10 protein-coding genes are annotated in these 13,001 nt (G+C 63.0%); all 10 read right to left on the minus strand.

From position 1 onward, the window contains the following. Nucleotides 1–92: 92 nt before the first annotated feature. The 10 genes from hemH to EB235_RS11420 all read right to left on the minus strand — a co-directional run bounded on the left by hemH (nt 93) and on the right by EB235_RS11420 (nt 12,921). On the minus strand, nt 93–1,157 hold the full coding sequence (gene hemH / locus EB235_RS11375; protein WP_027030886.1) for a ferrochelatase: 1,065 nt from the start codon (nt 1,155–1,157) through the stop codon (nt 93–95). A gap of 136 nt (nt 1,158–1,293) precedes the next feature. Continuing rightward, the gene (locus tag EB235_RS11380) at nt 1,294–3,411 is read right to left on the minus strand and encodes a bifunctional metallophosphatase/5'-nucleotidase (RefSeq protein ID WP_027030885.1); all 2,118 of its coding nucleotides are present in this window, start codon (nt 3,409–3,411) and stop codon (nt 1,294–1,296) included. A gap of 190 nt (nt 3,412–3,601) precedes the next feature. Next, nucleotides 3,602–3,979 carry a hypothetical protein gene (locus EB235_RS11385; RefSeq protein ID WP_027030884.1) on the minus strand — a complete coding sequence of 126 codons (378 nt, stop codon included), beginning with the start codon at nt 3,977–3,979 and terminating at the stop codon, nt 3,602–3,604. 182 nt (nt 3,980–4,161) lie between these two features. Continuing rightward, a complete protein-coding gene (locus EB235_RS11390; RefSeq protein WP_027030883.1) occupies nt 4,162–5,607 on the minus strand; it encodes a homospermidine synthase in 1,446 nt (481 codons plus the stop codon). A gap of 185 nt (nt 5,608–5,792) precedes the next feature. Next, a complete protein-coding gene (locus EB235_RS11395; protein ID WP_027030882.1) occupies nt 5,793–7,031 on the minus strand; it encodes a hypothetical protein in 1,239 nt (412 codons plus the stop codon). A 2-nt stretch (nt 7,032–7,033) separates the two neighbouring features. Beyond that, nucleotides 7,034–7,960, minus strand: coding sequence for a heme-dependent oxidative N-demethylase family protein (locus EB235_RS11400; protein WP_027030881.1), 927 nt, complete (start codon nt 7,958–7,960; stop codon nt 7,034–7,036). A gap of 3 nt (nt 7,961–7,963) precedes the next feature. Next, a complete protein-coding gene (locus tag EB235_RS11405) occupies nt 7,964–8,626 on the minus strand; it encodes an aminotransferase class IV family protein (RefSeq protein ID WP_027030880.1) in 663 nt (220 codons plus the stop codon). Next, nucleotides 8,575–9,732 (minus strand): aminodeoxychorismate synthase component I, encoded by a 1,158-nt coding sequence (locus EB235_RS11410; RefSeq protein WP_432431174.1) that lies wholly within the window; start codon nt 9,730–9,732, stop codon nt 8,575–8,577. Before EB235_RS11410 ends, EB235_RS11405 begins: the two co-directional genes overlap by 52 nt. A gap of 171 nt (nt 9,733–9,903) precedes the next feature. Beyond that, complete coding sequence (locus EB235_RS11415) at nt 9,904–10,722, minus strand: NADH dehydrogenase (RefSeq protein ID WP_027030878.1); 819 nt, start codon at nt 10,720–10,722, stop codon at nt 9,904–9,906. Between the two features lie 360 nt (nt 10,723–11,082). Next, the gene (locus tag EB235_RS11420) at nt 11,083–12,921 is read right to left on the minus strand and encodes a M3 family oligoendopeptidase (protein WP_027030877.1); all 1,839 of its coding nucleotides are present in this window, start codon (nt 12,919–12,921) and stop codon (nt 11,083–11,085) included. Nucleotides 12,922–13,001: the final 80 nt, after the last annotated feature.

A 13,001-nucleotide genomic window follows, 5' to 3' on the forward strand; every position in this document is an offset into this window, starting at 1 on the left:
CGTTGTTCCGGTTTCAAAGCGGTGAGCCGCTTTGAGTCTTTGTTGAAGCAATTCCGGACGGAAAACCGCTTCACACTTTTCCTGGAATTGCTTTATGCCCAGCCCGACAATTCCCGCCGCACCATGGCCTCGATCACGGCCATGCCCTCGGCACTGTCGTTGAGGCAGGGGATATGGGCGAAATTCTTGCCGCCGGCGTGGTGAAAGGTCTCGGCGGCCTCGCGGCCTATCTCGTCGAGCGTCTCGATGCAGTCGACGGAAAAGCCTGGGTTGACGATGGCGATCGACTTCACGCCATCCTTGGCCAGTTTCTCAACGGTCTTGTCGGTATAGGGCTGCAGCCATTCCTGGGCGCCGAAGCGCGACTGGAAGGTGATGATCAGTTTCTTGTCGTCCCAGCCGAGCCGTTCACGCAGCAGCCGCGTCGTCTTCTGGCAGTGGCAATGATAGGGATCGCCCTTCTCGAAATAGGGTTTCGGGATGCCGTGATAGGAGGTGATGACCACCTCCGGCTCGAAATCGAGCGTCGCCAGATGCTGCTCGATCGAACGTGCCAGCGCTTCGATGTAGACCGGCTCGTCATAATAGGGCGGCACGCTGCGGACAGCAGGCGCGCGGCGCATCTTCATCAGCGCCCGAAACAACTGGTCGTTGGCGGTCGCCGTGGTGGTCGCCGAGTACTGCGGATAGAGCGGGAACGAGAGGATGCGGTCGCAGCCTTGCGCGACCAGCCTCTCGGTGACGCTCGCCGTCGAAGGATTGCCGTAGCGCATCGCCCAGTCGACGACGACATTGGGCAGATCGCGCAGCGCCTCGGCAAGCTTTTCGCCTTGGGCGCGGGTGTAGGTGCGCAGAGGCGACTCGTTCTTCTCCCGGTTCCAGATCCGGGCGTAGTTGGCGCCCGACTTTTTCGGCCGCGTCGTCAGCACCAGGCCGTAGAGGATCGGATACCAGATTGCCCTGTTGAGCTCGATGACACGCGGATCGGACAGGAATTCACGGAGATAGCGCCACATCGGCTTGAAGTCGGTGCCGTCAGGCGTGCCGAGATTGACCAGCATGACGCCGATCTTGCCGGCCTTGACCGGTGGATGGCCGGCTGGCAATGGGCCGACGGCCTTCGCGGCTTTGGCATCGACAGGGGTGGAAAGCGTCATACGGGTTCTCCAGAAGACGCGAACCTAACCATCTTGCGTGTGCTTTCAATGCAGCGTCTGGCCGCACCTTAGCTTGAAAACACAAAACCCGCCCGGTTTCCCGGGCGGGCTCTTCGTAGGAGGAGGCGAAGCGGCGTTACTTCGCCGGGATGGTCAGCGTCGCGCCAAGCTTAAGCTGGTGGGGCCTTTGGCCCTTGTTGGCCTCGTAGATGCGTTTCCACTCGGTCGCATCGCCATAGGCCTTCTTTGCCAGATCCCAATAGGTATCGCCGGCAACGATGACATGGCTGCTCTCGGCCGGAGCGGCCTCGGCGGGCTTTGCAGGTTCCGCAGGCGCAGCTGGTGCGGGCGCTGGTTCTGCCGGCTTTGCGGGCTCCGCAGGTGCCGGGGTGGCTGGTTTTGCAGCTTCTGCAGGTGCCGGGGTCGCAGGTGCTGGAGCCGGCGGCGCTGGCGGGGGAGGTGCATTCTCTGTCGATATGGCCGGTGGTGTGTTGGCGATGTCGCCCGATTTGGCGGGCAGTTCAGGCATTGCCGGCGCCGCATCCGCCGGCTTGGCAGCTTCTGCCGGAGTTGGCGTTGCCTCGGCGGGCTTTGCCGGTTCGGCAGGTTTGGCCGGCTCGGCAGCAGGCGCCGCCGCAACGGTCGCGGCGATTTCGGTGATGCGGCCATCGAGCTTCGGTGTGTAGGGCCGGTGCGCGGCGAGATAGTCGGCGACTACCTGTTCGAGGCCCGGACCGTAATCATAGGCGTTCTTGGCCTTTTCGGCGAAGACCTTATAGCCGTCGCCGCCCTGGCGGACATAGTTGTTGGTGGCGACGAGATAATCCTTGTCGGGGTTGATCGGCGTCCAGGCGCCGTTCTCCATCACGTCCACCGACTTGACGCGGCCGGCATTGGGCGCGACCGACTTGTCGAAGGAATATTTGAGACCCGCGACCTGCGGGAAGCGGCCGGCGCCGTCCTCGATCTGGCTGAGACCGCCTTCGAGACCGGCGACCAGATCCTTGCCGGAAATCTGGAAGGTCGCCAGCGTGTTCTGGAACGGCAGCACGGTCAGCACCTCACCCATGGTGACGGTGCCCTTGTCGATCGAGGCGCGCAGGCCGCCGCCATTGGAGATGACGATCTCGACGCCCTGTCCCTTGACGCGGTCGAGGATGGCGTCGGAGACGAGGTTGCCCATCGCGCATTCCTTGGCGCGGCAATTCTCGCGGCTGCCGTCGATCACGTCGGTGGTTTCGGCCACTTCCTTGTTCTTCAAGGCTTCGATCGGCGCGCCGAGCTCCTTGATACGGGCGAGAACGGCCGGATCAGGCGTGATCGACTTGTCTAGATAGATCGGGTCGCCGCTCGCCGATTTGACGACGCCATTGTCGTCGAACACCACCTTGAACTCGCCGAGATATTTCGAATAGGAGGCAGCCTGTACCACCGGCACCTTGTAGCCGTCGGGATTGTCGACCATCGTCGGGTAGGGGCCTGCCGCCTTCGAATCGGTATTCGACAACAGCGTGTGGCTGTGGCCGCCGACGACGACGTCGATGCCGGGGATCTTGGCAATGACATCGCGCTCCCGGTTGTAGCCGATATGGGTGACGGCGATGATCTTGTTGACGCCCTGCGCCTTGAGCTTCTCGACTTCCGCCGTGATCGACTTGACGTCGTCCGCAATGGCGATGTTGGGGCCGGGGGAGGCGAGTTCGGGCGTGTCGTTGGTGACGGCGCCGATGATGCCGATCTTCTGGCCGCCGACTTCGACGACAATCGACGGCTTGATCTTGCCGGCTGCGCCAGACTTGTCGTTGGGCACCACATTGGCACTGACGATCGGGAACTTCGCCTTGTCGAGGAAAGGCACCAGCGCGCTCTCGCCGTCGTCGAATTCGTGGTTGCCCAACGTCACCGCGTCGGGCTTGATCTGATTGAGGAATTCCTCTTCCACAGCGCCCTTGTAGGTGGTGTAGAACAGCGATCCCTGGAAACTGTCGCCTGCATTGAGCAGCAGCACGTTCTGCCCTTCGAGTTTCTTGCGCTCCTGGGCGATCGCCGTGATCAACCGGCCGGCGCCGCCGATGCATTCGCCCTTGGTCTCTTCGTCGGCCGAACAGGTCGACTCGTATTTGTTGTTGCCTTCGATGCGGCTGTGCCAATCGTTGAAATGCAAAATGTTCAATGTGTAGTCGGCAAAGGACGCGCCGGCCGACAGGCCGAGCGCGGAGGCGGAAAGTGCGGCAATGGCGACAATCTTCTTCATTTTCGTCTCCCGGAAGGCTGATCAGAGGCGTTTAACGCTCTTGCTTGACTGGGATATAACAGTCAGCGCCTAGGTCATGTTCCCATCGCGTTCGGGTCGACGCAAGCAGAAATCCGCTAACATTTGCCGGCATAAAAAAGGACGGCGGCCAGTGGCCGCCGTCCTTTTTTGAAGTCCGATCGGTGTTGGTTCAACTCCGGCGCGTAAACACGAAGTTCTTGCCGGCCGCGTCCGTGCAGTTGAGCTGATTGATGGACACCATCAGGCAGTTGGTGTTGATCTGCGTCTGACGGATCAAGGAGGTACCGGTGATCTCGAGGGACGTAGCACCAGTCATGGTGTAGGTGCCCTCTGCGAATGGCTCGCCGGTTTCGGCCGAAACAGTCTTGTATTTTCCGCCGTTGAATGTCGACAGGGCCTTGCCGGTGCCATCGATCCACGAACCCTCGACGCCCTTCGGCGCGGCCGCCATCGGCGGTTGGTCAGGACCGCTGGTCGTACAGGCAGCGAGCATCGTGGCAAGGGCACCCGCCGCGCCCATAGAAAGAACTTTGCGCGCAATAGTCATATCAAATCCTCTCCAAACGCATCGGCCGAGAAATCGGATTCGATTTCTGGAAGGCTCGATGCGAACGTCCCAAGTGTTATAGCGGTAAGCGTCCTATGGGATGCACACCGCTTCAAGCCGCATTCCTTCAATCGCCCGATTTCCGGGCGATTGCAAGGCAATGGGGCATGGTGCCCAGGATGCTATCGGACGAGGATGTTGCGGAATTGCCACGGGTCGCTGCGGTCAAGGTCTTCGGGGAACAGGCCCGGGCGCCTGTCGAGCGGCGTCCAGTCGGTGTAGTGGCCTTCGACCGGGCCGAGATATTGCGCCTGCACGTCCAGGCAGCGTTTGTAATCCATCTCGTCGGCCTCGACGATGCCGGCGTCAGGGTTTTCGAGAGCCCAGACCATGCCGGCGAGAACCGCCGAAGTGACCTGCATGCCGGTGGCGTTCTGATAGGGCGCCAGCTTGCGCGCCTCGGCGAGCGAGAGGTGCGAACCGTACCAGTAGGCATTCTTGTCGTGGCCGTAGAGCAGGACGCCGAGCTCATCGACACCGTCGACCAGTTCGTTCTCGTCAAGCACGTGGTGCACCGGCTGAGGCTTGCCGGCGGCGCCGAACATCTCGTCCAGCGACAGCATCGCATCGTTGCAGGGATGGTAGGCATAGTGGCAGGTCGGCCGGTACTGAACCTTGCCCTTCTTGGAGCGGACGGTGAAGAAATCGGCGATCGAGATCGCCTCGTTGTGCGTCACCAGCAGGCCATATTGCGGGCCTGGCGTCGGGCACCAGGAGCGCACGCGCGTGTTGGCGCCGGGCTGTTCCAGATAGATCGCGGCCTTGGAGCCGTGCTTGTGCTTCTTGGCGTTCTTCGGCATCCAGTTCTCATGCGTGCCCCAGCCGAGCTCGGCCGGCTGCAGGCCCTCGGAGATGAAGCCCTCGACCGACCAGGTGTTCCAGAACACATTCATCGGCTTCGGCTTCTTGGCGAGCTGGGTGTCGCGCTCGGCGATGTGGATGCCCTTGACGCCGGCCTTCTTCATCAGCTTGGCCCAGCCTTCGCGGTCTTCGTGCCCGGGCTCCGAAAACTCCAGGCCAAGATCGGTGGCGAGATTGACCAGCGCCTGCTTGACGAACCACGAGACCATGCCGGGGTTGGCGCCGCAGGTGGAGACCGCGGTGGCACCGCCGGGCCTGTCGTGCTTTTCCTTGATCAGCGCTTCGCGCAGCGCATAGTTGGTGCGGCTGGCATTGTCGGCCTTGGCGTCGAAATAGAAGCCGAGCCACGGCTCGACGACGGTGTCGATGTAGAGCACGCCGAGCTTGCGGCAGAGGCGCATCAGGTCCACCGAGCCGGTGTCGACCGACAAATTGACGCAAAAGCCCTGGCCGCCGCCATTGGTCAGCAGCGGCGTCAACAGCTTCTTGTAGTTCTTCTCGGTCACCGCTTCCTGGACGAAGGCGATGCCGCGCTCGTCGAGCAGCTTGCGATCGGTATCGCGTGGGTCGAGGACCGTCATGCGCGACTTGTCGAACTTGAAATGGCGTTCGAGGAGAGGCAGCGTTCCCCGGCCGATCGAACCGAAGCCGATCATCACTACGGGGCCGGTGATCTCACCGTAAACGGGCCAGTTTTCATTCGCCATTTTATCGAGCACTCCTTCAGACAACGCTTGGCCGCAGCCTAACTCTGTGTTGGAGCATGATCTTTCCGAAAACCGGTTCCCACTTTTCGGGATCATGCTCTGGCCGCGGCGCGACAAACCATAGATCATTGTCACAATAAAGGGAAAAGCAGGAACAGGGTTAGCCCGGGGCCATCCTGATCCTCTTACGGTTCGAGCAATTTCGCGAATTCCGGCTTGAACAGCGCCTGTGCCTCGGAGGCCGGCATTTCAAGAAGATCGTCGCCGCAAGCCTGAATGACGTTCGGCAAACCCTGCAGCCCGAAGACCAGCATCTGCTTGTCGCCATCGCGTTTGAGGCTGGCGGCCAGATAGTCGTTGATCAGATCGTCGGTGCCGCATTCGGCCTCGGACTCTATTTCGGTCTGCTCGCTTGGCTTATTGCGTTTCTCCTTGACGAAGGCGAGCAGCGAAGGGCCGGGTTTGCCATCGACCGTATCGGAAAACATGTCCTGAAGGCCGAGCAGGGCACCGCGGCGTACGTCCATGACATAGGCGTCGGAATAGTTGTCCGGATGCGCTCCGCCGCAGAACAGGCTGCCGGATTCCCGCCAGCTCATCAGCTTCGGCGTCAGCGACGTCACTTCCGAATGCGAATCCTCGTAACCGCCAAGTGAACCGTCATCCATGCCTTCGATGGGCGGACCTTCGTGGAAACCGGCGTAACGCAGCGCCGCACAGCTCAGGGCGCTGAGGCTGTCATGCCAATGCCGGCTCTGCAGCAAGGCATTGGCGGCCTCGATCGGCGCGCCGCCGGCGAGATCGACAATGCGCGGCCGGGCGAATTTGGTGCGCGGATCGGTGACGTAGTCATAGGCTGCGTCAGGCCAGCCGGCCTTGGCATCCGCCTTTGGTGCGAAATCGAGCCTGAGATAATCATAGGGCGAAGCCGCCATGGTGATGGGTGCATCGTCACCCGAGAAGGTCATGTCAGTGAAATCATAGAGATCGCGTGGCGTCGTCGCCGGCGTCTCGGTCTGCGCCCGGCTGGCGATCCGGGTCAGCTTCAACGGCAGGGCTTTCTTGGCTGTCCAGGTGCCCTCCAGCGTCTTGCCCTTGTCGGACGAACTCAGCCGCCAGACTGCGGCAATTGGCGGGGCCTGACCGTCGCCGCATTTCTTGGCATCGCAGGCTTCTTCCTCGGCCAGCTGGAAGGCGGTGCCTTTGTTCGACTTCGCCTGCAAAGGGATATCCACGCCCTTGGAGCGGTAGAAATAGCGGCCCGCCAAGGCCGCGCCGGCCGTTGCCGGATCGCCGGTGAATTCCACCACGATGTCGATGTTGCCGAGCTTGCCGGCATAGGTCACCGGTTCGGCGCGCGCCGTCAGCGGCAACGCCAGCAAGGCACCGAGCAGTGCTGCCCGCTTCACGACAGTCCAGAACATTCTCACTCCCGCGCCATGGCTTCCAGGCTTTGCACCATCCGGTCACGGTCGGATGTCAGCCCCTTGTAGTCAAGTTGAGCCTCGTCCAGTGCAAGCAATTGCCCGGCAAAGGAGGTTGCCAGTGCGGCCCGATCCGGATGCCGCGCCAGCACGGCGAGCGGGTCGAGATGGATGCGGATGGTGAACAGGATGTCGCGTGACAAGGGCAGCTTGCGCAGCGTCTGGCGTTCGACGCGGATGAAGGCGTGTGCCTTGACGTCACCGTCCGGGAAGCGTGTCGGCCGGTTGGTGGCCCGGTCAATGCGCTCGACATTGGAGAGCGGATGATAGAGCGCATTGTCGGCCTGGACCGACCAGTTGAAGCGCTCGACCGCCTGGCCCTGCAGGCCATCGAACATGCGGTTGATCAATTCGGCCGGACGCGTGCCTGGGCCGAAGCCCGGCACGGGCTCGTGGATCTGCTGCAGCGGCTTGCCGAATTTTTCGGTGAGCGACCAGGAGGAGGGAAAGCACAAAGACCCTGCTGCAAGCCGCCAGCCGCTGTCGTCGCGGCGCATCAGGATCAGGTCTTCCTGGACCAGCAGCGAAGCTGTGACCAGCGGCGCATCGGCGAGACCAGAAGGCAGGGCAGGGTGGTTCGCGGAACCTACAACCTCGATGCCCACATCGGTGCGGCGATGGGTGCTCGGAAACCTTTCCGGCAGATACGCGCCGAGCAATTCGAGCACTTCCTGCTGGGCCTCGCGCGTGCCGTCCTCCTCGACGAAGACCCGCTCCGGGATTTCGGCATAGAGCCGGCGCTTCTCGGCGAGATAGGGCAGAAGATAGCCGTCGACCTCGATCCATTCTGCTGGGTCGAGCGGCTTCAGCCCGATGGTGAACAGTTTTGAGGAACCATCATAGGGCGTGTGGGTGGGCAAGGGCGTCATGCTTCAGCTCAGTCTCGCGGGGATCAGTCCGCGCAGCGAATTGCCGACGAACAAGGCCTTGGCGGATTTCAGATCGTCGTAGCTGTAGATTGCTTCCTTCGCCCGGCCTTCATCCAGAAGCTCGGCGCGCAATACACCAGGCAGCAGGCCGCAGTCGAGCCGGGGCGTTGCCAGCACCCCGTCGCCGAAATCGGCGAAGACATTTGATATGGTGCCTTCGCAGAGTTCGCCGCGCTCATTGGCCAGCAGCACTTCGTCGGCCTGGGTGATGAGATATTCGGAGCGGGCATGCGTGTAGAGCTGGCGCCGGCTGGTTTTGTGGCGCAGCAGAGTGTTGCCCGAATCGAGCCTCGTCCGCGCCAGCCGCAGCAGCCAGACCTTGCCGGCGGCAAGCGGTTCGTAAGGTTGTGCCGAGGCCGTCGCGTCGCCATTGCGCGCCAGAGCGAGCCGCGTGCGCATGGCGGTGCGGGCGCCATCGAGGGCGTCGCCCAGCACCTCGGCGATCCTTTGCGGGTCGCAGGCAAAACCCAGTTCCGCCGCCGAGCTGTAGAGGCGTGCAAGGTGGCGATCGAAGCGCAGGAAGCCCGGACGGGGTTCCCAGCGCATGGTCTCGATCAACTCGAAATCGGCGGCGTCCCCGTCGCGAAGCGGGCTTTGAGCAGACACTCCTGATACTCCTCCTCCGGCGTCGAATCGAAGACGATACCGCCACCGACATTGTAGACGGCCTCGCCAAGGGCAAAGAGCGAGATGGTGCGGATCGCCACGGAAAAGCGCATGGTGCCGCCGGGCGCGATCCAGCCGATGGCACCGCAATAGACGTCGCGCGGCTTGCCTTCCAGGTTGTGCAGGATCTCCATGGCGCGGATCTTTGGCGCGCCGGTGATCGAGCCGCAGGGGAACAGCGCCGCAAAGACCTGGCGGATCGAGAGGCCGGGCAGCAGCCTTGCCCTGACGTCGCTGACCATCTGGTGGACGGTCGGGTAGCTTTCGATGCGGAACAGCTCCGGCACCTCCAGCGTACCCACCTCGCTGATCAGCGAGATGTCGTTGCGCAGGAGGTCGACGATCATCCTGTTCTCGGCCTGGTTCTTCTCGTCGTTGCGCAGGAAATTCTTCTGCCGCTCGTCTTCGTCCCTGGTCGCGCCGCGCGGTGCGGTGCCCTTCATCGGATGGGTTTCGATCATGCCCGCGGCATCGATCTCGAAGAACAGTTCGGGCGAGCGCGACAGCACGATTGGATCGCCAAGCGCGACCAGCGCGCCATACTTCACCGGCTGGCGTTCGGTCAGCGCGTCAAAGGCGGCGAGCGGGTCGCCCGACCATTGCGCCTGCACCGGAAAGGTCAGATTGCCCTGGTAGCAATCGCCTTGCCTGATGTGCTGGTGCAGCCGCGAGAAGCGCTTCTCGTAGTCCGCGAACGACCACGCCGCCCTTGCGTCGAAGATCGGGCCGTTCGGGGTCGCTGCATTGCGCGGCGGCACTGCTTCTTCGGTCGGAGCATCGAAGATGCCGAGGCAGATCAGCGGCGCGCGGCGCCCGTCCGGCAGCAACGGAACGAGCTTCGGTTCGAGCAGGTAACCCGCCTCGTAGGAGAAATAGCCGGCCAGCCACTTGCCGGCGTCGTGCGCTGCCTGTGCGGCTTCCAGCGCCGGCAAGAAGTCCCGTGCCTCATGCGCCACGATGATGTCGGCCGGCCGCTCGAAAACGAGCTGGCGCGCGCTTTCATCGTTGCGGAAAATGGCGGCGGGCAGTGACATGGGAACCGGGATCGATGAAGGCGACGATCGCTCTATATGGGGGGCCGCTCGCGTGCAATCGAGGGAACGGCACCTTGCCCCTCAAAGCCGACCTATGGCCAATCTTATAGGACGGGCCTTGCCTGCCAAAAACAAAACCGGCGGGCCTTTGGCGCCGCCGGCTTAATAATCCGCCTCCAGCGTTCAGGTGTTGCTGGAGGTTCCCGCGCTCGGAAATTGTTTGGCGAACTCCGCCTCATTGCCAGCTGCCAGCAGCTTGGCCTGCTCAACCCAGCGCTCACGCTCGACACGGCCACCGAATTGCAGGGCATGCTCGATCCGTTCGATGTCGGCCGTTGTCCAGGCAGCGATCTGGGCGAAGGTGGTCACGCCTTGTCCCTTGAGCAGCTTCTCGTTGACCGGGCCGATGCCGATCAGCCGACGCAGATTGTCCGGCTTGGCCGCTGCAGGTTTGGCCGCCGCTGGTTTGGCCGCTGCCGGCGCGGCTGCCTTGGGCACGGCAACCTTGGGCGCGGCGGCTGCAGCAGCCTTGGGAGCGGCCGCGCTCTTGGTGGCCGAGCCGGCGGCTGCGGGTTTGCTCGCCGCGGGTTTGGCTGGAGCCGCGGATTTGGCCGCGACGGGTTTTGTTGCTGCGGGCTTTGGCGCGGCTGGTTTGGCCGGTGCAGCTTTGGCCGGTGCAGCCTTGGACGGTACTGGGGCGGATTTGGCCACGGCCGGCGTCGACACCAGGGCGGCCGGCGGCTGACTGGCAGCCTTTGCCCCACCGCTGCCTGCAGCCTGCGCGTCGCGCAACTGGCGCTCAAGGTCGGCCCTGGTCTTGCCGCATGCATTGAGTTCGCCGGTCAGGCGGTCGCTGTCGGCACGCAGCCTGTCGCGCTCGCTGCGGGTGCGGTCGAGGTCGCCGCGCAAACTGTCGAGTTCACCGCGCAGACGGCCCCAAATGAACCAGCCAACCAACACGCCTACCAGGAACGCCAGGACCACGTAGAAAAAAGTGCCCATTGTCTCTCTCCAGTCAGATCCGTCTGCCCTGGGGTCATGACCTCAGGCGATGGACTACTCGGTGATGGTTCCGCGGGTTCGCGGAACAGCCGGCCTCGGTTCGAGCTGTCGGCGATCGGCTTTGCTTGCCCATGGCCAACGGCCGTTGTCGCGTTCGCCTGAGCGTCACGGCCGGCTGAGACTTTCCCTCGCCGATCCGCATGCGCTCCGGCTGAGCTTGGAGTGAAGGCTATCATAGAGCTTGTGGAAAGCTATGGGAAAAACTTCTGTCTAGAGTCCTTCAAGAACAAATATTTAGCATAGGAATAGTGCAATCCCGATATGCATTCCGGCTAAACTGTTCTGCGCAGGCGAGAGGGGTCAGCCTTCGAGTGCTTCCAGTTCGTCGATCAGGCCGCTGATCACCCCCAGTCCGATCTGCCAGAAGGCGGGGTCGGTGGCGTCGAGGCCGAAGGGCGCCAGTAGCTCGGAGTGATGCTTGGTGCCGCCGGCGCGCAGCATCTCGAAATACTTGTCCTGGAAGCCGCGCTCGGCGTTCTGGTAGACGGCGTAGAGCGAGTTCACCAGGCAGTCGCCGAACGCATAGGCGTAGACGTAGAAGGGCGAATGGATGAAGTGCGGGATGTAGGTCCAGAACACTTCGTAGCCCTCGCGCAACTTGATCGCCGGCCCCAGGCTTTCGGCCTGCACTTCCAGCCAGAACTGGCCGAGCCTGTCGGATGTCAGTTCGCCGTTGCGGCGCTCGGCATGCACCTTGCGCTCGAATTCGTAGAAGGCGATCTGGCGCACCACCGTGTTGATCATGTCCTCGACCTTCTGGGCGAGCATGGCCTTGCGCTCACGCCTGTCGGTGGTCTGCTCGAGCAGCGAGCGGAAGGTCAGCATCTCGCCGAAGACGGACGCCGTCTCGGCCAGCGTCAGCGGCGTCGAGGCCATCAACGCTCCCTGGCCGGCGGCCAGCACCTGATGCACGCCGTGGCCGAGTTCATGCGCCAGCGTCATCACATCACGCGGCTTGCCCATGTAGTTGAGCAGCACATAGGGGTGGGCCGACGGCACGGTTGGATGGGCAAAGGCGCCGGGCGACTTGCCGGGGCGCACCGGCGCGTCGATCCAGTTGCGGTCGAAGAAGGTACGGGCGATCTCGGCCATCTCGGGCGAGAAGCGCTGGTAGGCGGACAGCACGGTGTTCCTGGCCTCGTCCCAGCCGATCACCGCCTGCGGCGTCTCCGGCAGCGGCGCGTTGCGGTCCCAGTGGTTCATCACCTCCATGCCGAGCCAGCGCGCCTTCATCGCGTAATAGCGATGCGACAGGCGCGGATAGGCCTCGCGCACCGCGGTGGCGAGCGCGTCGACCACGCTGCGCTCGACGCGGTTGGCGAGATGACGTGAATCGGCGATGTCCTCGAAGCCGCGCCAGCGGTCGGAAATTTCCTTGTCCTTGGCCAGGGTGTTGGTGATCAGCGTGAAGGTGCGCAAATTCTTGCGGAAGGTCGCGGCCAGCGCCTCGGAGGCACGGCGGCGCACATCACCGTCCGCATCCTGCAGGCGATTGAGTGCCGGCTCCAGCGTCAATTCCTCGCCATCGATGTCGAAGCGGAGGTCGGTCATCGTCTCGTCGAACAGGCGGTTCCAGGCGCCGCGTCCGGTAATCGACTTCTCGTGGAAAAGCTGCTCGACGCGGTCCTCGAGCTGGTAGGGCTTGTCCATTCTGAGATCGAGCACCCACGGCCGGTAATGGCCGAACGCGGAATCGGTGGCTAAGGCACCTTCGATCGCGGCATCCTCGATCAGGTTCAGTTCGAGCGCGAAGAACAGAAGATGCGCGCTGGCATCGGTCATCTTCTCCTGGATATCACCATAGAGCTTGGCGCGCTGCGGGTCGGCGGTGTTGCCGGCATAGATGAGGCCGGCATAGGAGACGATGCGGCCGATCAGTTCCTCCAGTGCCTCGTAGGCGACCAGCGCCTCGCCGAGCTTGCCGGCACTGCCGCGACCGGCCTCGGCGGCAAGCGTGCCCTTCCAGCGGGTCTCGAAGGCGATCGCGTCAGCGGCGGCCCTGGCGATGTCACGCTTCAGCTCCGGCGCTTCCATGCCGGGATAAAGGTCGGCAAGGTTCCATTCCGGCAGATCGCCAAGCTCGGCCGCGCCCTGACCGGACGCAGGTGCCGCAAGCCGCCGATCAAACATCATGCGCATAGACAATACCTTCTTTGAACCAGGGAGCCAGAATCGAGGGGAATGAGGAAGCCGGTCAAATCCTACGCAATTCGTTCACC

Source organism: Mesorhizobium loti R88b (genome assembly GCF_013170845.1).
Classification (GTDB): Bacteria; Pseudomonadota; Alphaproteobacteria; order Rhizobiales; family Rhizobiaceae; genus Mesorhizobium; species Mesorhizobium loti_B.